Consider the following 21,222-nt stretch of genomic DNA (forward strand, 5'->3'; position numbering starts at 1 on the left):
TTACTTGAAGGAGTCCGACATGATGCCATCCGCCCTTCCCGGTCAATCGGCCACGCCGGCCCGCGCGGCCGCCGCGCTGCGCGACGCGTTCATCAAGCTCAAGACCGAGCGCCAACTGCGCAACCGCGACGTCGCGCAGGCGCTCGGCGTCAGCGAAGCCGAGGCGCTCGCCGCGTTCGTCGGCGAGCACGTCGTGCGGCTCGACGCGCGCTTTCCGACGATGTTCGAGGAAATGCCGCGTCTTGGCCGCGTGATGGCGCTCACGCGCAACGACACGGCCGTCCACGAAAAAGACGGCGAGTACGCGCAGATGAGCCACGACGGCCCCGTCGGCCTCGCGCTCGGCGACATCGACCTGCGCATCTTCTATCGTCACTGGGTGTCGGCGTTCGCGGTGCGCGACGAAACCGCGCACGGCCCGCTGAAGAGCCTGCAGTTCTTCGATGCGCAGGGTTATGCGATCCACAAGGTCTACCTGCGCGCGCACAGCGATCATGCCGCATACGACGCGTTCGTCGAACGCTGGCGCGCGCCGTCGCAGGAGCCGGGCCTCGAGGTCGCGCCCGCCGCGCCGAAAACGCCCGAGCGCGCGGACACCGAGATCGACGTCGCAGGCTTTCGCGCCGCGTGGGACGCGATGACCGACACGCATCAGTTCTTCGGCATCACGCAGCGCTTCGGCGTGAGCCGCATGCAGGCGTTGCGTCTCGCCGATCCGCACTACGCGTATCCGGTCGAAACCGCGCATGCGTTGCGCCACGTGCTCGAACAGGCGGCGAAGAGCGGCCAGCCGATCATGGTGTTCGTCGGCAACGCGGGAATGATCCAGATCCATACGGGCCCCGTCGCGAACGTGCGCGAGGTCGGCGCGTGGATCAACGTGCTCGATCCCGGGTTCAACCTGCATGTGCGCGAAGACCTGATCGCCGCCGCGTGGGTCGTGAAGAAGCCGACGAGCGACGGCATCGTCACGTCGCTCGAGCTGTTCGACCGACAGGGCGACCACGTCGCGCTGCTGTTCGGCGAGCGCAAGCCCGGCAAGATCGAGCGCGACGACTGGCGTGCGCTCGTCGCGACGCTGCCGGCGGCCGCCCGCGGAGCCGCGCGGTGAGCGCGCGGCCGTTCGATCCGGGCCGCCGGTCGCTGCTGGCCGGCGCGCTCGCGGCCGCGCTGCCCGGCGGCGTGCTCGCCCAGGCCGCGCCGGCCACCCCGAAACGCGTGATCGTGATCGGCGGTGCGCTCGCGGAAACCGCGTTCGCGCTCGGCGGCGCCGAGACGCCGCGTTACCGGCTCATCGGCGCCGACACGACCTGCACGTATCCCGACGCCGCGAAGCGCCTGCCGAAGGTCGGCTACCAGCGCGCGCTGTCGGCCGAAGGGCTGCTGTCGCTGCGGCCCGATCTCGTGCTGGCATCGGCGGAAGCCGGCCCGCCGACGGCGATCGCGCAAGTGAAAGGCGCCGGCGTCACGGTGACGACGTTCGACGAGCGCCACGACGTCGAATCGGTACGCGCAAAGATCGCCGGCGTCGCGCAAGCGCTCGACGTGCGCGACGCCGGCGCCGCGCTGCTGCGGCGTTTCGATCGCGACTGGCAGGCCGCGCGCGACGCGGTCGCCGCGCGCGTGCCCGGCGGCGCGCAGCCGCCACGCGTGCTGTTCGTGCTGAACCATACCGGCACCCAGGCGCTCGTCGCCGGCCAGCGCACCGCCGCCGACGCGATGATCCGCTACGCGGGCGCGCGCAACGCGATGCAGGGCTTCGATCACTACAAGCCGCTGACGACCGAGGCGCTCGCGGCGGCCGCACCCGACGTCGTGCTGATCTCCGACGAAGGGCTGGCGGCCGTCGGCGGTCACGCCGCGCTGCTCGCGACACCCGGCTTCGGCGCGACGCCGGCCGGCCGCGCGCGGCGCGTCGTGTCGCTCGACGCGCTGTTCCTGCTCGGCTTCGGCCCGCGCCTGCCGCTCGCCGTCACGACCCTGCATCGACGCCTGTCGGATGCGCTCGCCTGATTCCGGATCGACCCGATGCCCGCTCACGTTTCGTCCTTCAACGCGTCATCGTCCGCCTCGCGCACCGGCGCCGCGCGCGTCGGCACGTCACGCCGCTTCGCGCCGTTCGTCCTGGCCGCGCTCGCCGTTCTGGTGGGCGCGATGTCCGTCGTCGCGCTGTGCGTCGGCGCGTACCGCATTCCGCTGGCGCAAGCCTGGGCCGCGCTGAGCGGCGACGCGGCCGCGCAACAGGCGCGCGCCGTGCTGTTCGACATCCGTGCGCCGCGCGTCGCGCTCGCGCTGCTGGTCGGCGGCGGCTTCGGCGCGACCGGCGCCGCGATGCAGGCGCTGTTCCGCAATCCGCTCGCCGATCCGGGGCTCGTCGGCGTGTCGAGCGGCGCCGCGCTCGGCGCGACCGTGCTGATCGTGCTCGGCCCCGCGCTCTTCGCCGCCCACGCGAGCGCGGCCGCGCTGCCGGTCGCCGCGTTCGCGGGCGGCCTCGCGGTCGCGGCGCTCGTCTACCGGCTGGCCGCGTCGCGCGGCCGGCTTGCGCTACCGCTGCTGCTGCTCGCCGGCATCGCGATCAATGCGCTGGCCGGCGCGGCGATCGGGCTGCTCACGTTCGTCGCCGACGATGCACAGCTGCGTTCGCTGACCTTCTGGAGCCTCGGCAGCCTCGGCGGCGCGCAATGGTCGACGCTGGCGGCCGTCGCGCCGTGCGTCGCGATAGGCTGCATGCTGCTCGTGCGCGAACGCGACGCGCTGAACGCGCTGCAGCTCGGCGAAACCGAAGCGCTGCATCTCGGCGTGCCCGTGCAGCAACTGAAGCGGCGCGTGCTCGTCGCGGTCGCGCTCGCGGTCGGCGCGCTCGTGTCGTGCGCGGGCATCATCGGCTTCATCGGGCTCGTCGCGCCGCATTGCATGCGCCTCGCGTGCGGCCCCGACCAGCGCATCGTGCTGCCCGGCGCCGCATTGCTCGGCGCGTTGCTGACGCTCGCGGCCGATCTCGCCGCGCGCACCGTCGCCGCGCCCGCCGACATTCCGCTCGGCGTGCTGACCGCGCTGCTCGGCGCGCCGTTCTTCCTCGTGCTGCTGTGGAAGAACCGCGGCGCGCTCGGCGGGTGATCCCTTCTTCGAGACGACCATGCTGACCACCCACCACCTCGACGTCGCCCGCCGGCACGGCACGATCCTGCGCGACCTGTCGCTGTCGATCGAACCCGGCCGCGTGACGGCGCTGCTCGGCCGCAACGGTGCGGGCAAGAGCACGCTGCTGAAAGCCTTCGCCGGCGAGCTGACCGGCAGCGCCGCGCCGAACGGCGTGCGCGTGACGGGCGACGTCACGCTGAACGGCGAATCGCTCGCGCGCATCGACGCGCGGCGGCTCGCGTGCCTGCGCGCGGTGCTGCCGCAGGCCGCGCAGCCGGCCTTCCCGTTCAGCGTCGACGAAATCGTGCTGCTCGGCCGCTATCCGCATACGCGGCGCGGCGGTACGCGGCACGTGATCGCACACCGCGATCGCGACATCGCGTGGCGCGCGCTCGAACGCGCGGGCGCCGATGCGCTCGTCGGCCGCGACGTCACGACGCTGTCGGGCGGCGAACTCGCGCGCGTGCAATTCGCACGCGTCCTCGCGCAGCTGTGGCCGGACCACGACACGACGGAACCCGGCCCGCGCTACCTGCTGCTCGACGAGCCGACCGCCGCGCTCGATCTCCCGCACCAGCACCGCCTGCTCGATACCGTGCGCGCCGTCGCGCGCGAATGGCAGCTCGGCGTGCTCGCGATCGTCCACGATCCGAACCTCGCCGCGCGACATGCGGATGCGATCGCGATGCTCGTCGACGGCACGATCGTCGCGCATGGCGCACCGCGCGACGTGATGACGCCGGCCCATATCGCGCGGTGCTATGGCTTCGCGGTGAAGATGGTGGAAACCGGCGACGGGACGCCGCCGGTGATGGTGCCCGCGTAGCGCGGGCGTGTGTCGCGCGATCGTTGCGTCGCTCGATGTCGTACGCCGCCTTTGGCTGCGGCGTTCTTTCCAGATCCGTCGTATCTCCCCTTCGAGGTGCCCCTGTGCCGCTTCCGATGACCCGCATCATCCTGTACGTCCGCGACGTCGCGTTGCTGAAGGCGTTCTATCGACGGCATTTCGCGCTGCCCGTCATCGAGGAAATCGACGGAGAATGGGCCGTGCTCGACGCGGGCGCGATCGAGCTCGCGCTGCATCGGGCCGGCCCGGCGTTCCGCCCTGCGGCCGCATCGGCAAGCACGAACGCGAACGTGGCCGCCGGTAACGCGAAGCTCGTATTCACGATCGACGCCGATATCGACGCGTATCGCGACCGGCTCGCCCGCGACGGCGTGACCGTGCACGCGCTGAAGCGCTACGACGGCTTCCCGTACCGGATGGTCGACGGCATCGACCCGGAAGGAAACGTCTTCCAGGTGATGCAGCCGGACTGAACGCCGGCGCGCAGGCTCGGGCACGAGTACTCAATGCTCGACGTCCGCCGCGCCGAAGCTTCGCATCTTCCAGCCGAGCCGCACGGCGAGCATCCGCATCGAGAAGCCGGCCGCCAGCGCGACGAGCGTCGCGCATCCCGCGTCGATGCCGACATGCTGCATCCCGACATACAGCGCGCCCGTGACGAACGCGACGCTCGCATACAGTTCCTCGCGCAGGATCAGCGGCATCTCGTTGCACAGCAGGTCGCGCAGCATCCCGCCGCACACGCCGGTGATCGCGCCGGCCAGCACCACGATGATCGGCGCCGTGCCGGTCGATGCGCCGATGTCGCAGCCGATGATCGTGAACGCCGCGAGGCCGATCGCATCGACGGTGACGAACAGCGTCTTCATCCGCGCGACGTGCCGCGCCGCCCACGACGCGACGGTCGCGGCGACGAGCGTGATCACCAGGTATTCGGGATGCGCGATCCAGCCGAGCGGATAGTGGCCGAGCAGCACGTCGCGCACGGTGCCGCCGCCGAGCGCCGTCACCGCGCCGACGAGCGCGAGCCCGAAGCGGTCCATCCCGCGGCGCATGCCCATCAGCGCCCCCGACATCGCTTCCGCGACGATCGCAATCAGATAGAGCGTATGCATGGCGCGCGTCAGTCGTCGGTCCGGAACAGGTCGAGCACGCGTTCACGCTCGGCCGCATCGACGGCGGCGGGCATCGGTGCGTCGCGCTTGCCGTGGTCGGCCGGCGCATCCGGCGCATCCGGCGCATCCGGCGCATCGACGGCCGCCGCGCAGCCGCATGCAAAGCGGCTGCGGATATACGCCGGCACGTCGGCCGTGCACGTGCCGCGCGTGTATTCGGCGTAGACGAAATCGCCGTCGACGAGCGCGACGTCCTGCGGCGGCGTCGCGGCGACCGGCGTGCGCCCGTCGACGGCCGTCTTCATGTAGTCGAGCCAGACCGGCAGCGCCAGCGTCGCGCCGGTCGCGCGCCCCATCGGGCGCGGCGTGTCGTAGCCGAGCCACGCGACCGCGACGATGCCCGACGAGTAGCCGGCGAACCATACGTCCTTCGACCCGTTCGACGTGCCCGTCTTGCCCGCCGTGTCGTCACGCCGCAGCGCGAGCGCGCCGCGCGCGGTGCCGGCCCGCACGACGTCGCGCAGCATGCTGTCCATCACGAACGCATTGCGCGCCGATACGACCCGCTCACCCGCCGGCACGGTCGCCTCGTACATCGCGCCGCCGTGGCGCTGCTTCACCGACAGGATCAGGCGCGGCTCCATCCGCGTCCCGCCGTTCGCGAACACGCCGTATGCGCTCGCGAGTTCGAGCGGCGTCACGGCGCCCGCGCCGAGCGCGAGCGGCAGCGACGCCGGATTGCGCTGCGCGTCGAAGCCGAAACGCACCGCGTGCTGCTGCACGTAGCGCGCGTCGGCCGCCTGCATCAGGCTGACCGCGACCAGGTTCTTCGAGCGCACGAGCCCGCGCCGCACCGGGATGAAGCCTTCGTAGCGATTGCCGAAATTACGCGGACGCCACGGCCGCGCGCCGGTTTCCGCGTGCGTGAGCGTGCGCTGCGTATCGTCGACGAGCACGCCGGGGAAGTAGCCCTTCTCCAGCGCCGCCGAATAGACGAACGGCTTGAAGCTCGACCCCGGCTGGCGATACGCCTGCAGCGCATGGTCGAACACGTTGCGGTCGAAATCCGCGCCGCCGACCAGCGCGAGCATGTCGCCGGTGGCCGCATCGAGCGACACGAGCGCGCCTTCGAGCCCGTTGCGCATGTCGCGCTTCGCGCGCGGCTGCCGGCTCAGCGTGCGCTGGAGCGCGGCTTCGGCCGCGCGCTGGTCGCGCATCGAGATCGTCGTCGTCACGTCGAGGCCCAGCGTGTACGCGTCGTCGTGAAACCGCTCGACCATCATACGGCGCGCGCGCTCTGCGACGTACGGCGCCGCGACGATCCCCGGCGGCGGCGTGGTCGCCAGCACGATCGGCGCGTCGACGGCCGCGCGATACGCCGCATCGTCGAGCTGGCCGAGCGCATGCATCCGGCCGAGCACGTAGTTGCGCCGCGCGGTCGCGCGCGCCGGGTTGACGACGGGGTTGAACGCGGACGGCGCCTTCGGCAACCCGGCGAGCACGGCCGCCTCGCCCGCGCTCAGTGCGTCGAGCGGCTTGCCGAAGTACACGTGCGCGGCCGCCGCGAAGCCGTACGCGCGCTCGCCCAGATAGATCTCGTTCATGTACAGCTCGAGCAGCTTGTCCTTGCTGTATTCGCGTTCGAGCTTGGCCGCCATCAGAATCTCGGCGAGCTTGCGGCTCAACACCTTGTCGCGCGTCAGGTAGAAGTTGCGCGCGACCTGCATCGTGATCGTGCTGCCGCCCTGCCCCGGCTGCCCGGTGACGACGTTCGCGAACGTCGCCCGCGCGAGGCCGCCGACATCGACCGGGCCGTGTTCGTAGAACTTCGCGTCCTCGGCCGCGAGCAGCGCATGCCGCATCAGCGGCGGGATGCGCTCGAGCGGCACGAACTCGCGCCGCTCGACGCCGTATTCGGCCAGCAGGTCGCCGTCGCGCGAGAAGATCCGCAACGGCAGCGCGGGACGATAGACGGCCAGGTGTTCGACGGACGGCAACTGCGTCCAGATGCGGCCGATCGTCCAGGCGCCGATGCCGGCGCACGCAAGCGTCAGGCCGAGCAACGCGCCCGCGAGCGTGCGCCATACGCGGCGGCGGCGCGGCGGTGCGGAGGGCGGCGCGGGCGGCGGCAGGTTGGCGGTGGGGTCGGTCATGTCGGGCTCCTTCTTCAATGCCGCGACGGCCGGCGCGCGAGCGGCGCTGATCGGTCGCGAAAGGCGCGCATTGTCGAAGGGATGACGTGAAACCGGAACATTCTTTAGCCAAAGTTTGGCTGGCTAAATTTTATTTAGGAAAGGGCGGCGGGTCGGTTCGCGGCGCGCGTGCGGGCCTGCGGCACGCGGACATGGCGGACCGCGCGGCGCGCGAGCCGGTTCGCCTGTACCATCGCGTGATGTTCGATCGATATCTCGACCTGTGGGGCCTCGTCCCCGACGGCGGCCCGATCCTGACCGCGAGCGGCGGCCTGTTGCCGGTCGTCTGGCGCGCGCGGCCCGCGATGCTGAAAGTCGCCACATGCGACGAAGAGCGCCGCGGCAATGCGCTGATGGCGTGGTGGAATGGGCAAGGCGCCGCGCAGGTGTGGCGGCACGACGGCGACGCGATCCTGCTCGAACGCGCGCAGCCGGCGCCATCGCTAGCCGCATTGTCGGCAGCAGGCCACGACGACGACACGATGCGCATCGCCTGCGACGTCGTGGCGCGGCTGCACGCACATCGTGCGCCGCAGGTGCCTGCGGTCGTGCCGCTGCATGACTGGTTCTACGCGCTGCTGTCGAGCGATGCGGACCACGATGCGCTGCGTTGTTCGGCGGCGGTCGCTCGCCAGTTGCTGGCCAAGCCATCCGTGGACGAAGTCGTGCTGCACGGCGACATTCACCACGACAACATTCTTCATTTCGACGATCGCGGCTGGCGCGCGATCGACCCGAAAGGGCTGCGCGGCGAGCGCACGTTCGACTACGCGAACCTGTTCTGCAATCCCGCTCACGACATCGCGGTCGATCCCGTGCGTTTCGAGCGGCGCATCGTGCTCGTGGCCGACGCCGCACGACTCGACCGGCGCCGGCTGCTGCAGTGGATACTCGCGTGGTCGGGGCTGTCGGCCGTGTGGTTGATCGAAGACGAGCTGCCGCCCGATACGCGGCTGCAGATCGCCGCGCTGGCTGCGGCCGCGCTCGACCGGTAGCCCCACACCGCGCGCATCGCCCATGAAAAAAGCCCACCGGCTCACACCGGCGGGCTTTCGTATCCGACCTACGTCGCGCTTCAGCGCGCCGGGTTCAGCGTCAGGTTCATGTGACGGTTCACGTCCTTGTACAGCAGGTAACGGAACCGCCCAGGCCCGCCCGAATAGCATGCCTGCGGGCAGAACGCGCGCAGCCACATGAAGTCGCCGGCTTCCACCTCGACCCAGTCCTGGTTCAGGCGATAAACGGCCTTGCCTTCCAGCACGTACAGGCCGTGCTCCATCACGTGCGTTTCGGCGAACGGAATCACGCCGCCCGGCTCGAACGTCACGATGTTCACGTGCATGTCGTGACGCATGTCGCTCATGTCGACGAAGCGCGTCGTCACCCATGCGCCGTTGGTGCCCGGCATCGGGATCGGCTCGACGTCCTGCTCGTTCGTCACGAACGCTTCGGGCAGTGGAATGCCGTCGACGGCTTGGTAATGCTTGCGGATCCAGTGGAAACGCACCGCCGCATCGCTGACGTTGTGCAGCGTCCAGTCCGCGCCCGGCGGAATGAACGCGTAGCCGCCCGGCTTCAGCGTGTGCTGCTTGCCTTGCAGCGTCAGCTCGGCTTCGCCTTCGACGACGAACAGCACGGCTTCGGCCTTCTTGTCCTGCTCGGGCTTGTCGCTGCCGCCGCCCGGATTCACTTCGACGATGTACTGCGAGAAGGTTTCCGCGAAACCCGACAGCGGGCGGGCGATCACCCACAGGCGCGTGTGGGTCCAGAATGGCAGCCAGCTCGTGACGATGTCGCGCATCACACCCTTCGGGATCACCGCGTACGCCTCGGTGAACATCGCGCGATCGGTCAGCAGATCCGTTTGCGGCGGGTGGCCGCCGTGCGGCGCGTAATACGTTGTCTTAGACATATTGCATCCAGGCAATGGGTTGGTCCGGCCCCGGGCGCAAACGACGTCGGGCGGTCCGCATGCGCGTGGGGCACGCATGCGACGGCGGGACATCGTTGCCGGGGTGGCTTGAAAGCGCATGCGCCTTCGATCGGTCGGCCAGGCTTCGCGTCGGGTCCGTCCGGTTCGGCGGACGCGGCGGCCCGAGTCGTCGGGCCGGCGGCCGGGCCGCCGCGCTCGCGATCATGCGGCGAGGCGCGGACGACGGCACGGTTCGGTGCCGTACGCGAGCATCGCCGACGATAGCGAAGTCGATCCCGATCGACCAATTAAATGTTGCGATGACATCCATTCGATTTGCCACTACCCGCCGGCGCCCGTGATGCGCGGTCGGGAAGCGTCGAGGGACGGGCCGACTATCGGGGAAATCCTGACGGTTGCGACGTTCGCCGGAATGCGTCGATACACGGCAATGCGGCGCGCAAGCGACAGTCTCGGTGCATTTCGTGGCGCGGATCGAAGTCGGTTGCTACGTGCGGGGCAGCGGATCGCTGCGACAGGATCGCGGGAGACGATCAGGTCAAGTCAGGTTGGAACGAGTCGACGTGTCGAAGGAAAAACAGATGTCGTTCGGCCGATCCTGTGCGGATGCGTTCGGACGCGGCAGACGATGTCGTCGAGAAACGGGCAAAACGGCGGGAGGAGAATGGCCGGCCCGTCGATCGGGCACACGGCAGCGGCTGATGCAGCCAGAGGAGAATCGCCGGTCTGGCCGGCGAAGCGGCCCGGCAGGACGCCGGGCTGAAGTTCGCGTCGGGATGCCGACGCCGTCGGCGCGCCGGTGCGCGGCTCGCGCACCGTGCCGCGCCAGCGGCGATCAGTCCCAGTCGCGGTGGTGACGATGCTTGCGGTGACGGTAGCCGCGGTCGCCGTGATCGCGATCGTACGAACTGCGCGACATGTTGCCGCCGAGTGCCGCGCCGGCGCCGCCGCCGACTGCCGCGCCCAGCAGGCCGCCCGTACGGCCGCCCATCGCGTTGCCTGCGGCGGTACCTGCGCCGCCGCCAAGGGCGCCGCCGATGATCGCGCCGGTGCGCTCGCGACGGTTCGACGTCACCGCGCCGCCGGCGCCGCCGCCGATCGCGCCGCCGATGACGGAGCCGGTGCTGCCGCCGACCGCGCCGCCGACCGCTGCGCCGGCAACCCCGCCGAGCGCGCCGCCGAGCGCGTTGTTCAAGTCACCGGCCACTGCCGGCAGTGCGGTCGCGCCGGTCAGCACGGCGACGACGAGAGCGGGGGCGATTTTCTTCCACATTCCCGTATTCTTCCTTGTTCGCAATTCTGGTTATCGAGGTCCGCTCGGTACGACGATCTGAATCGATCGACGTCGGGCCAGGCATTGTGCCGAACCGCGGACCAATTCATTTCAATGAGCTTGCGGCGAAGAATAGCACCGGTCCCGCATTCCTGCCGTAGACATTCTGGTAACAAGTTGTTTACGAATCGCGCATACCGCACGCGTACCGTAAATCGCTCGAAATCCTTGCTGGTATTGACTTGTGCGAGGGTCCGGCCCCGTTCCGGAATAGACCGCTCATGCACGCGAACGCACGTTCGAGACACACGTGGCAACACATCTGCACATGCGGTAAGCGGCCTCCGAACGACGGGCGGCGAAAAGATGGCGGGGTCAGTACACGCCGGGCAGCAAGCGCCACGTCCGCGCGCAGTACGCGTCGTATTCGGCGCCGAATTGCGAACGCAGCAATGCCTCCTCCGAGCGGATCCGCGCAACGAGCGGCACCAGCATCAGCACGACCAGCAGCACGCCGACGCCCGAACGGAACACCAACGCCCAGCCGAGCGAATTGACGAGCAGACCGAGATAGCTCGGATTGCGGATGCGGCTGTAGATGCCGCCCGTCACGAGCGTATGGCCCGGCTGGATCGCGACGAGCCCGCTGAAGCGCTTGCCGAGCACGAACACGGGCCAGATGCGCAGCACGCCGCCCGCGATGTACAGCACGACGCCGATCCAGCGCACGGTGTCGCCGCCGAAGGTCCAGACGTCGAGCCGGTCGGTCAGCGCGGGCAAGTACGCAAGCAGGAAGCCGCTCGCCGCGAACGCCGCGAGCACCCAGCGATTGTCGCGGTTCTCGCGCTCGCCGCTGCTCAGGTTGCCTTCGGTGAACAGCGCGGCGACGGCCATCGCGAGCGTCGCGACGACGACGACGATCAACGACGGATGCGAGAAGAACGCGGCGAACCCGCCGCTGCCGAGGACGGCGAGCCCGAGATAGACGAGCGTGGAGACGCTCGACAGGACGACGACCTTGGGAGTAACGGTCATGATGACGGCCTCGCGGGGGCGTGCTTTCCCGTGAAGTATAGGAACTGCACAAACCCGGTGCCGTGCGCCGCGGTCATGCGGCGCGCGCGTTCGCGCGCATCGTCGAGCCGCGGGCGGCCGACCGGGCCGATATGGCCGAGGCGGGCGCCCTACAGCGGATCAGCGGATGCGGAAGTGGCCGCCGATTCCGACGCTGACGGGCGGCGCGTAGTACGCGGGGGCATAGCCGTAGCCGTAACCGTAGTAAGCCGGCGCGGGCGCGTAACCGTACGGCGGCGCGACGTAGCAGCCGGACAGGCCGGCGATCAAGGCAAGCGTGATGAGAAGTCTGGACATGACTCGGTTCCCCGCGCAAAAAACGAACGGCACCGCGCGAAGGCCGTGCCGCCGCGACGGGCGGCGGCCGGCACGAAGGGGCGATCCGCCCTTCCTGTCGCTCGATGAAACAATGCGCGGAGTCTAGCGCCGGGCCTGGCCGGCCGAGTTTCCCGGGCGGTTACACGTGTTACCTGGTGTGACCGCTGAAACACGCTCGGGCGGCACGGCGGTCGGTGGACGGCGGCTGCACCGAGTACGTCGGGCCGTTACACGAAGCGGGCGCGAATGCGCTGCGCGAGCGCTTCGAGCGTCGCCGCGTCGGCGACGTCGCGCGCATGCATCCGCAGCTCCGCGCCTTCCCAGCGCGGAATCACGTGGAAATGCACGTGCGGGACCGTCTGGCCGGCTGCCGCGCCGTTGAACTGGCCGATGAACACGCCGTCCGGATCGAGCGCCGCGCGCACCGCCGCCGCGACGCGCTGCGTCATGCGGATGCCGGCCGCGGCCGCATCGCCGGACAGCTCGAAGATCTGCGCGGCCGGCTCCTTCGGAATCACGAGCACGTGACCGTCGGCCTGCGGCATCAGGTCCATGATCGCGAGCGTCGCGTCGTCTTCGGCGACCTTCACGCACGGCAGTTCGCCGCGCAGGATCCTGGCGAACGGGTTGTTGTTGTCGTAGGACATGGCGTTTTCCGATCTCGGTTGGACAGTGGGACTGGGAGAGAGCAATGCCGGACGATTATCGGCCGATGGCCGGCCCGATATCAACTCGCCCCGACGCGCGACGCCGGCCGACCTGTCGGGCACGCGGCAGCGCGAACGCACGCGGCCGTCATCGCGCGTCACGCGGCTGCGATTGCAACGCCTCGCCCGAACCTGCGACACTGCCGCATCGTTGCCGGCCGGCACGCCACCGAGGATGCTCGCGCATGACGATCCCCCTCAAGAAAGTGATTCTGCGCGCTGTCGCGTTCATGCTCGTTGCCGCGCTCGGCTACACGGGCTACATGCTGTCCCGGCTTGCGCCGATCGCGACCGGCTATGCGGCCAAGGCGCTGTGCTCGGGCGTATTCGTGTCGGGCCGCCCGGCCGCGTCCGTGATCGACGTCGACATCATGGCCGGCGTCCATCCGCTGCTGAAACTGGTGCGCCCGTCGATCGACCCCGACCGTCATCGCGCGGTGGCGACCTTCGCCGGCTTCGCCGAACGCGAAGCCGACTTCCGGCCGGGACTCGGCTGCACGCTCGCGCTCGTGCCCGCGACCGGTGCGGCGGCGGCCACCTTGCCCGCCGCGTTGCCGCCCCTCCCCGATCCGCCACCCGAGCCGCCCGCACCGGCCACGCCGCCCGCCGGCATCGACGCCCACAAGCTGCAAACCGCGCTCGACCGCGCATTCGACGAACCCGATCCGGCGCGGCCGCGGCGCACGCGTGCGGTGATCGTGATGTGGCGCGGCCAGGCGATCGCCGAACGCTATGCGCCCGGCTTCACGGCCGACACGCCGCTGCCCGGCTGGTCGATGACGAAGACCGTGACGGCCGCGCTGGTCGGCACGCTGGTCGCGCGGCACAAGCTGTCGCCGGACGCGTCGGCGTTGCTGCCCGAATGGCGCGGCAGCGGCGATCCGCGCGCGGCCATCACGCTCGACGAGCTGCTGCGGATGACGAGCGGCCTGCAGTTCAACGAGGACTACGACGACCCGCTGTCCGATGTCGCGGTGATGCTGTTCACGCAGCCCGATACCGCGCGGTTCGCATCGGCGAAGCCGCTTGTCGCGACGCCCGGCGCGCAGTGGTCCTACTCGAGCGGCACGAGCGCGATCGTCGCGCGCGTGATGCGCGAAGCACTGGGCGGCAGCGACGCCGACTACCTCGCGTTTCCGCGCCGTGCACTGTTCGCGCCGCTCGGGATGCACAGCGCGGTATTCGAGCCCGACGCGTCGGGCACGCTCGTCAGCGCGTCGTACATGTATGCGAGCGCACGCGACTGGGCGCGCTTCGGGCAACTTCTGCTGCAGGACGGCGTGTGGAACGGGCAGCGGCTGCTGCCGGAAGGCTGGGTGCGCTACCTGACGCGCGCGACGCCGCAGTCGTCGCGACAGGAATTCGGCGCGCAGCTGTGGGTCAAGGTGCCGGAGCCGTTCAACGATCGCGATCCGCACGCGCGGGCGATGCCGGCCGACGCGTTTCACGCGGTCGGCCATGAAGGCCAGTTCGTGAGCGTGGTACCGAGCCGTCAGTTGGTGGTCGTACGGCTCGGGCTGTCGCGGCCGGAAGCCGCGTGGAATCACGAGGCGTTTCTCGCGCGCGTGCTCGACGCGGTGCCGGCGCCCGGGGCATGACGTCCGGCCGTTGCCCGCCGGACGCGAGAAAGCGGCGGCAGTGACGCCGCCGCTTCACGCGCTATCTGCACCGCATTACGGATTCGCGCTGCCCGCGTACTGCTTGAAACCCTCGCGCGTCGCGAGGCGTTCGATATAGCGCGACACCGCCGGCAATTCCGGATGTTCGAACGGCGTGCCGAACCAGCGATTCACCGACAGGCCGATCGGAATGTCCGCGAGCGTGAAGGTATTGCCGGCCACGTACGCGCCGGTCTTTTCGAGCTGCGCATTCAGCACCTGCATGTGCTTCGTCCAGCCCGCGATCGACTGCGCGATGCCGTCCGGATCCTGATGGTCAGGCGATTTGCGCACGAGGCCGAGGAATGCGCCGACCCACGAGCGGTTCAGGTCCGAGCCCTGCCAGTCGATCCACTGGTCGACCCGCGCACGCGCCTGCGGCTCGGCCGGATACAGCGCATCGCCGCCGTAGCGGTTCGCGAGATAGCGGATGATCGTGTTCGATTCCCAGAGCACGAAATCGTCATCCTTGATGACGGGTACGAGCGCGTTCGGATTCAGCGCGAGATAGGCCGGATCGTGGGTCGTGCGGAAGCCCGCGCCCCAGTCTTCCTGTTCGAACGGCAGGTTCAGTTCGGTGCACAGCCACAGCACCTTGCGGACGTTGATGGACGGAATCTTGCCGAGGACGTGCAGCATGCAGTCTCCTTGTGAGGTCGGATGCGGCGCATTCGGCGCGCACGACACGCACCGAACGCGTTCATGCGGAATTTATACACGACCTCGCGGGAAACGGCAGGCCGCGGGCGCGAAATCGGCGTGCGGCCGATTCGTCAGGTCGCGCAGCGCGTGCTCGGCCGTCGGGAAGCGGAACATGAATCCGTCCTGATGCAGCCGTGCCGGCACCACGCGCTGCCCGTCCAGCAGCAGCTCGGCCATCTCGCCCATCGCGGCGCGCAACGGTGCGGCCGGCACGTGCAGGAACGCCGGGCGGCGCAGTACCTTCGTCACGATCCGCACGAACGCGCGCTGGGTCAGCGGCGCCGGTGCGACCGCGTTGTAGACGCCGCGCATGCCCGCGTTGGACATCGCTCGCGCGACGATCCGCAACACGTCGTCGCGGTGAATCCAGCTCATCACCTGCGCGCCGTCGCCGAATCGGCCGCCCAGCCCGAAGTAATGCGGCATCAGCATCGGGCGCAACGCGCCGCCCGGGCCGAACACGATGCCCAGCCGCAGCACCACCGCGCGCACGCGGTGGCGCTCGAGCGGTTGCACGGACTGCTCCCACTGCCGGCACAGCTCGGACATGAAGCCGGTGCCGGTGCTGCTGCCTTCGTCGAGCCGTTCGTCGCCTGGCCGCACGCCGTAGTAGCCGATCGCCGACGCCTGGATCCACGTACGCGGCTTGACCTCGGCGGTTTCCACCCAGCGCATCAGCGCCTGCGTGACGCCGACGCGGCTGGCGAGCAGCACTGCCCGCCGGCGCTTGCTCCAGCGTGCGCCCAGCACCGGCGCACCGGCGAGATTGACGACCGTGTCGAAGCGCTCGTGCGGCTGCAACTGGTCGACGGACGTCACGCTGCGCACGCGGCCGTGAAACAGGTAAGCCGCGCGCAACGGATCGCGCGCCAGCAACGTGACCGTATGCCCTGCTACGAGCAACCGGTTGACGAGCGTTTCGCCGATGAAGCCGGTCCCGCCGGTGACGAGCACGTTGCCCGGCCGCTGCCCCGCGAACGGGTTGGCGGCCGGCGCGCGTGGCGCGATACGGCACGCGGCGATCCCGTCGCGCACGCCCGACACCGTCACGCCGACGGCGAACAGGCCGAGCAGCCAGCCGCGCCAGCCGAGGTCGATCGCGTGCAGCGCGGTGGGCGCGTGCGCCCACACGGCGAGCTGCATCGCGATCATGCCGAACAGCGCGCCGCCGTTGACGGCCAGCAGCGTATGCAGCACGCGCTCGGTCGCCGGCAGCTTGCGGCTCTGGTCCTCGACGACGAAATCCCACAGCGTCAGCACCACTTCGACGAGCACGACCGCCGCGAGCACCGCGACCCACGCGCCGTGAAACGCGACGTTCGCGATCGACGCGAACACGAGGCCGTACAGCACTGACCGCACCGCGTGAATCGCCAGTTCGAGCCGCGCGCGCGGGCTGTGCGGCAGATCCTGCGTGAGTTCGTGGTGGTAAAGCGTATCGAATGCGCCCATCACGCCCTGCACGATCAGCAAGTCGAGCGCCCAGTCGAAAGCAGGCAGCATGTTCATGCGGTATCCCTCCTCCACAACCAGACCAGCGGCGGCACCATCGCGACGAGTGCGGCCACGTCGATCGCCACGTGCCCCCACACCTGCGCCTGCCACGACAACAGCATGTCCTGCGGCGCCCAGATCAACAGGCCGGCCAGCAGCCAGCCCCACACTTCCCGCTTCCGCAACCGGTTGCCGAGATGTACGAGCGCGAGCATCCAGACTGCGGCGCACTGCACCGTCGCGCCAAGCAGCGACATCCACCAGATTTGCTGGGCGCGCGCGGCGTCGGGCGCCGCGGTCGACCGGAAATGCCACTCGATGCCCCGGTGATACGCGTCGAGCCACGATGCGCCGGCAATCCACGGAATGGCCGCGCCAACGAGCAGGTGCGCGATCGCGGCTGCGTACATCCAGCGCACGACGGTGCGGCGCGGGATGTCGCGCGGCGGGCGATTCGCTGCCGTGCTTTCGGCGTTCCGGCCGAGGCTGCACGCGCCGCCTTCACGGCAGGCTTCCGCGCGATACCCGAGCCAGTGCGATACCGCATACCGGTTGCGGGCCAGGCGGCGATACAGCGGCGTGAACACGGCACGCATCGCCGGCACGCGAAGCAGCGAGGCGAACCAGCGACGCCCAACCAGCGCATGGGCGGCCGCGATCCCGTCGATGCCGGTCAGCATGCGTCCGTCGGGCAGGCGCGCATGCAGTTCGCGATTCAGCGCGGGCAGGTCGACGCCCAGCGGCCCCGGATCGAAACCCGGCTCGGCGATGTCGACGAACGCCAGCCGATGTCGCGCGTCGCGCTCGCCAAGACGCCGGATTTCCGCGACGCATAACGGGCATCGCCCGTCGAAGTAGAGAACCAATTCACTTGCATCCATGCTTTGCACTCCTTCTTGTTATCGCTGGCATCAGGAACCGGTCGATCGACTGCTTTCCCGCGCACGCCGCCGCTCCCGCGCGACGGCGACCGGCTCACATCGGCTTGACGACCATCAGGAAGTAAATGGTCAGCATCGCGAAGAACGCCGGATAACCGAGCCGTTCCCAGCGCTTCGCATAGCGCCAGTAGCGCTCGGGCAACGCGGCGTCGCCGTTCGCGTGCGCGAGCTTCGCCATCGATGCAAGTTCGAGCTGCAGCCACACGACCGGCAACCAGCACGCGCCGGCGAGCGCATACAGCACGATCGACGCGAGCAGCCACGGCGTATGCCACGGCCAGCCGGCCGTGTGCGCGAGCCACAGCCCGGAAGCCGGCTGGAAGATCACGGCCGGTGTCGTGAACCACCAGTCGGCGCGCACCACGAGCCGCGATACGGCCGCGATCGCGGGCACCGACCGCGTGCGGTTCGCGAAGAACAGATAGAACGCGGTGCCGAACCCCGTGCCGACCAGCAGCACCGAAGACAGGATATGAAGCGCCTTGACGACGAGATAGGTATTCATGCGTGTTCTTCTTCTGAATAGAGGATCAACAGGATGGCGAGAATCGGCACGTTCTTGAGCACGGGGCCGAACGGTTCGGCCAGCAGGCCTGGCATCGTGACCGCGATGACCGCCGAGTACGCGACGATCAGCGCGGCTTGCGCGGCCCACAGGCGCCGCGACGGCGCGACGACGGTCGCGATGCCGAACGCGAAATCCAGCGCGCTGGCCGCGTAAAGCGCGATCAACGCGGGCAGGCCCGTCAGGTGCGCAGGCGCCAGCAGCGCGAGGCTCGCGTGCAGCGGATGGATGAAGGCGCTCGCGATCGCCGTCCAGGTCCATACGATCGCGAGCGCGCCCAACAGCAACGGGCGCCGCCACATCGCGAGCGCGTCGCGGCGCAATGCGCCAGCGTCCGCGCCGATGAAGCTGCCGAGGCCGCGCGGCGGCCGGCCCAGCACGGCGGCGGCGGCCGCCGGATCGCCGGTGTTGCCGCCGCGCAGCATCGTCCACGTATCGCGCGTCAGCATCGCCCCCGGCAGCGTGCCCAACAGGGCGGCCGCCGCGCCGACCAGCGGACCCGGCAGCGTCACGCGGGCTGCCGGCGGAAACCCGAGCGCGGCGCGGTAGCAGGCCAGCATCTCGCGGTATTCGACCTCCTCGCCGCCGACCACGTCGATCACGCGGCTGCCCGCCGCCCGCGAATCGCCCGTGTGCTCGACGAGCCGCACCACGACTTCGGCGAGATCGTCGACGTGCACCGGGCGCAGCCGCTGACGGCCGCCCTCTGGCAGTCCATGCACGGGCAGGCTCGCGAGCATCCGGAACAACCGCGCGGACGCGCCGGCCGCCCCGTAGACGAGCGCGGGGCGCACGATGCGGAAGTCGATCGGCAGCGTCTGCAGGAAGCGGTCGGCCGCGTGCTTGCTCGCGAAGTACCGCGTGTCGCCGCGCTCGACGCCGAGCGCCGAGATCTGGATCACACGCCCCACGCCGGCAAGGCAGCATGCGGTAAAGAGCGCGCACGGCGCGGCGCGATGCACGGCGTCGAGCGTCGCGCCGCGTCGATCGGCCAGCATGCCGACCGCGTTGATCACCACGTCGACGCCCTTCAGCCGCGCGCGCCACGCTCGAGGATCGACGTCCCGCGCGAAGTCGATCGCGACGTCGTGCGGGCCGGCCGCGCGGCGCACGCCGCGCAGCACGCGATGCCCGCCGCCTTCGAGCCGCGCGCACAGCGCCTGCCCGATGAAACCGTTCGCGCCGCACACGAGCACGGTCATGCCGCGCGCGCCGGTGCGATCGGGCGAACAGGTCGATGGCAACGCTGCGTTCATGTTCATCCTCTATTTACAGTTATTTCTGTACAGACAGAAATAAAAACCCCGAAAAAAGCGGGCTGCGTGCCCGCTCTGCCGTGACCGCTTACTTCGACGGCTTGCGCCTGACCGTCTGGCTGATCTTCGCGCCGATGCCGAGCGCCTTCATCAGCGTATCGGGCTTGAGCCGCAGCATTTCGTCGGACCAGGTCGTGAGCGTCTCGACGAACTGCAGCGTGTCGCGAATGCGCTGTTCGGTCTCGCGGCTCTCGTTCGCGATGTCCGGATTCGTCAGGCACTCGCGCAGCACCGTGAGCGTCGGCTCGATCTCGCGTTGCCGCCGCCCTTCGACGATCAGCTTGAACAACTCCCAGATGTCGGTCGACGTCTCGAAGTGGTCGCGGCGATCGCCCAGCACGTGCACGACCTTCGCGAGCCGCCACGCCTGCAGCTCCTTCAGGCTCGTGCTGACGTTGGAGCGCGCGACGTTGAGCGTCTCGGCGATCTCGTCGGCCGCAACCGGCCGTCCGGCCAGGTAGAGCAGCGCGTGAATCTGCGAGACAGTACGGTTGACGCCCCACCGCGAGCCCATTTCGCCCCAGTGAAGAATGAATCGTTCGGCAATCGGTGTGAGTTCCATGGTGGGGAATTTAGATATTTCAGTTATTTCTGTCAAGAGAGAAATAACCGGGCGATCCGACGCCTTCCGGCCGCGCCCGCCCGCGATCGGCCGCTTCCTTTACAATGCGCGGGATTTTTCCGATTTCAGGCCGTCCCCGCCTTTCTGATAGACAGAGGTTTCCATGATCATCAAACCGCGCGTGCGTGGCTTCATCTGCGTGACGACTCATCCCGTCGGCTGCGAAGCCAACGTCAAGGAACAGATCGACTACGTGACTTCGCACGGCCCGATCGCCAATGGCCCGAAAAAGGTGCTCGTGATCGGCGCGTCGACCGGCTATGGCCTCGCCGCCCGGATCTCGGCCGCCTTCGGCTCGGGCGCGGACACGCTCGGCGTGTTCTTCGAGCGCGCCGGCAGCGAAACGAAGCCGGGCACGGCAGGCTGGTACAACAGCGCCGCGTTCGAGAAATTCGCCGCGGAAAAGGGGCTGTATGCGCGCAGCATCAACGGCGACGCCTTCTCCGACAAGGTCAAGCAGGTCACGATCGACACCATCAAGCAGGATCTCGGCAAGGTCGACCTGGTCGTCTACAGCCTCGCGGCGCCGCGCCGCACGCACCCGAAGACGGGCGAAACCATCAGCTCGACGCTCAAGCCGGTCGGCAAGGCCGTCACGTTCCGCGGCCTCGACACCGACAAGGAAGTGATCCGCGACGTGTCGCTCGAACCGGCGACGCAGGAAGAGATCGACGGCACCGTCGCGGTGATGGGCGGCGAGGACTGGCAGATGTGGATCGACGCGCTGGCCGAGGCCGGCGTGCTGGCCGACGGCGCGAAGACCACCGCGTTCACGTACCTCGGCGAGAAAATCACGCACGACATCTACTGGAACGGCTCGATCGGCGAAGCGAAGAAGGATCTCGACAAGAAGGTGCTGTCGATCCGCGACAAGCTGGCCGCGCACGGCGGCGATGCCCGCGTGTCGGTGCTGAAGGCCGTCGTCACGCAGGCCAGCTCGGCGATCCCGATGATGCCGCTGTACCTGTCGCTGCTGTTCAAGGTGATGAAGGAAACCGGCACGCACGAAGGCTGCATCGAGCAGGTGTACGGCCTCCTGAAGGACAGCCTGTACGGCGCGACGCCGCACGTCGACGAGGAAGGCCGCCTGCGCGCGGACTACAAGGAACTCGATCCGCAAGTACAGAACAAGGTCGTCGCGATGTGGGACAAGGTGACGAACGAGAACCTGTACGAGATGACCGACTTCGCCGGCTACAAGACCGAGTTCCTGCGCCTGTTCGGCTTCGAGATCGCAGGTGTCGACTACGACGCGGACGTGAACCCGGACGTGAAGATCCCGGGCATCATCGACACGACGGTCTGACGGCACGACCCGCCGCCG

General features: G+C 69.3%; 21 protein-coding genes. 8 read left to right on the plus strand and 13 right to left on the minus strand.

Annotated elements, in window-relative coordinates; all coding sequences use genetic code 11:
* The first annotated feature begins 19 nt into the window (after positions 1-19).
* From WS95_RS01355 to WS95_RS01375, 5 genes are all read left to right on the plus strand, one after another.
* On the plus strand, positions 20-1,111 hold the full coding sequence (locus WS95_RS01355) for a hemin-degrading factor (RefSeq protein ID WP_059821886.1): 1,092 nt from the start codon (positions 20-22) through the stop codon (positions 1,109-1,111).
* Positions 1,108-2,013, plus strand: coding sequence for a heme/hemin ABC transporter substrate-binding protein (locus tag WS95_RS01360; protein WP_059821888.1), 906 nt, complete (start codon positions 1,108-1,110; stop codon positions 2,011-2,013). The genes WS95_RS01355 and WS95_RS01360 overlap by 4 nt, the downstream gene beginning before the upstream one ends.
* A 15-nt stretch (positions 2,014-2,028) precedes the next feature.
* The gene (locus WS95_RS01365; RefSeq protein WP_059821889.1) at positions 2,029-3,117 is read left to right on the plus strand and encodes a FecCD family ABC transporter permease; all 1,089 of its coding nucleotides are present in this window, start codon (positions 2,029-2,031) and stop codon (positions 3,115-3,117) included.
* Between the two features lie 19 nt (positions 3,118-3,136).
* Entirely contained in the window at positions 3,137-3,967 is an 831-nt protein-coding gene (locus tag WS95_RS01370) for a heme ABC transporter ATP-binding protein (protein WP_059821891.1), read from the plus strand.
* Positions 3,968-4,083: 116 nt separating this feature from the next.
* On the plus strand, positions 4,084-4,461 hold the full coding sequence (locus WS95_RS01375) for a VOC family protein (RefSeq protein ID WP_082746829.1): 378 nt from the start codon (positions 4,084-4,086) through the stop codon (positions 4,459-4,461).
* Positions 4,462-4,491: 30 nt separating this feature from the next.
* Here the strand turns inward: WS95_RS01375 and WS95_RS01380 are convergent, their stop codons facing one another.
* Entirely contained in the window at positions 4,492-5,103 is a 612-nt protein-coding gene (locus WS95_RS01380; RefSeq protein WP_034206008.1) for a trimeric intracellular cation channel family protein, read from the minus strand.
* A gap of 8 nt (positions 5,104-5,111) precedes the next feature.
* On the minus strand, positions 5,112-7,256 hold the full coding sequence (locus WS95_RS01385; protein WP_059821894.1) for a penicillin-binding protein 1A: 2,145 nt from the start codon (positions 7,254-7,256) through the stop codon (positions 5,112-5,114).
* Positions 7,257-7,495: 239 nt separating this feature from the next.
* Here WS95_RS01385 and WS95_RS01390 point away from each other — a divergent pair, with 239 nt between their 5' ends.
* Positions 7,496-8,290 carry an aminoglycoside phosphotransferase family protein gene (locus WS95_RS01390; RefSeq protein ID WP_034206006.1) on the plus strand — a complete coding sequence of 265 codons (795 nt, stop codon included), beginning with the start codon at positions 7,496-7,498 and terminating at the stop codon, positions 8,288-8,290.
* Positions 8,291-8,370: 80 nt separating this feature from the next.
* Here the strand turns inward: WS95_RS01390 and WS95_RS01395 are convergent, their stop codons facing one another.
* The 5 genes from WS95_RS01395 to WS95_RS01410 form a co-directional block, all read right to left on the minus strand.
* Complete coding sequence (locus tag WS95_RS01395) at positions 8,371-9,207, minus strand: bifunctional allantoicase/(S)-ureidoglycine aminohydrolase (protein ID WP_059821896.1); 837 nt, start codon at positions 9,205-9,207, stop codon at positions 8,371-8,373.
* An 856-nt stretch (positions 9,208-10,063) separates the two neighbouring features.
* Entirely contained in the window at positions 10,064-10,501 is a 438-nt protein-coding gene (locus WS95_RS01400; protein ID WP_027781621.1) for a hypothetical protein, read from the minus strand.
* Between the two features lie 375 nt (positions 10,502-10,876).
* A complete protein-coding gene (locus WS95_RS01405) occupies positions 10,877-11,536 on the minus strand; it encodes a methyltransferase family protein (protein WP_059780081.1) in 660 nt (219 codons plus the stop codon).
* Between the two features lie 159 nt (positions 11,537-11,695).
* A complete protein-coding gene (locus WS95_RS35260) occupies positions 11,696-11,872 on the minus strand; it encodes a hypothetical protein (protein WP_179949012.1) in 177 nt (58 codons plus the stop codon).
* 248 nt (positions 11,873-12,120) lie between these two features.
* Positions 12,121-12,540, minus strand: coding sequence for an HIT family protein (locus WS95_RS01410; protein ID WP_034206003.1), 420 nt, complete (start codon positions 12,538-12,540; stop codon positions 12,121-12,123).
* A 245-nt stretch (positions 12,541-12,785) separates the two neighbouring features.
* Here WS95_RS01410 and WS95_RS01415 point away from each other — a divergent pair, with 245 nt between their 5' ends.
* Positions 12,786-14,198 (plus strand): serine hydrolase domain-containing protein, encoded by a 1,413-nt coding sequence (locus tag WS95_RS01415; protein ID WP_059821898.1) that lies wholly within the window; start codon positions 12,786-12,788, stop codon positions 14,196-14,198.
* A 75-nt stretch (positions 14,199-14,273) separates the two neighbouring features.
* Here the strand turns inward: WS95_RS01415 and WS95_RS01420 are convergent, their stop codons facing one another.
* The 6 genes from WS95_RS01420 to WS95_RS01445 form a co-directional block, all read right to left on the minus strand.
* Positions 14,274-14,897, minus strand: a complete 624-nt coding sequence (locus tag WS95_RS01420; protein WP_034206001.1) for a glutathione S-transferase family protein — start codon at positions 14,895-14,897, stop codon at positions 14,274-14,276.
* Between the two features lie 72 nt (positions 14,898-14,969).
* A complete protein-coding gene (locus WS95_RS01425) occupies positions 14,970-16,469 on the minus strand; it encodes a TIGR01777 family oxidoreductase (RefSeq protein ID WP_059821900.1) in 1,500 nt (499 codons plus the stop codon).
* Positions 16,466-17,335 carry a thiol-disulfide oxidoreductase DCC family protein gene (locus WS95_RS01430; protein WP_059821902.1) on the minus strand — a complete coding sequence of 290 codons (870 nt, stop codon included), beginning with the start codon at positions 17,333-17,335 and terminating at the stop codon, positions 16,466-16,468. The genes WS95_RS01425 and WS95_RS01430 overlap by 4 nt, the downstream gene beginning before the upstream one ends.
* 94 nt (positions 17,336-17,429) lie before the next feature.
* Entirely contained in the window at positions 17,430-17,900 is a 471-nt protein-coding gene (locus WS95_RS01435; protein ID WP_059821904.1) for a DUF2269 family protein, read from the minus strand.
* Positions 17,897-19,216: an SDR family oxidoreductase gene (locus WS95_RS01440; protein WP_059821934.1), complete on the minus strand. Its 1,320-nt coding sequence runs from the start codon at positions 19,214-19,216 to the stop codon at positions 17,897-17,899. Before WS95_RS01440 ends, WS95_RS01435 begins: the two co-directional genes overlap by 4 nt.
* 88 nt (positions 19,217-19,304) lie before the next feature.
* Positions 19,305-19,838 (minus strand): GbsR/MarR family transcriptional regulator, encoded by a 534-nt coding sequence (locus WS95_RS01445; RefSeq protein ID WP_034205998.1) that lies wholly within the window; start codon positions 19,836-19,838, stop codon positions 19,305-19,307.
* 163 nt (positions 19,839-20,001) lie between these two features.
* Here WS95_RS01445 and fabV point away from each other — a divergent pair, with 163 nt between their 5' ends.
* Positions 20,002-21,204 carry an enoyl-ACP reductase FabV gene (gene fabV / locus WS95_RS01450; RefSeq protein ID WP_034205997.1) on the plus strand — a complete coding sequence of 401 codons (1,203 nt, stop codon included), beginning with the start codon at positions 20,002-20,004 and terminating at the stop codon, positions 21,202-21,204.
* The last annotated feature ends 18 nt before the right edge of the window (positions 21,205-21,222 follow it).

The organism is Burkholderia sp. MSMB1826, assembly GCF_001526325.1.
Taxonomy (GTDB): Bacteria; Pseudomonadota; Gammaproteobacteria; order Burkholderiales; family Burkholderiaceae; genus Burkholderia.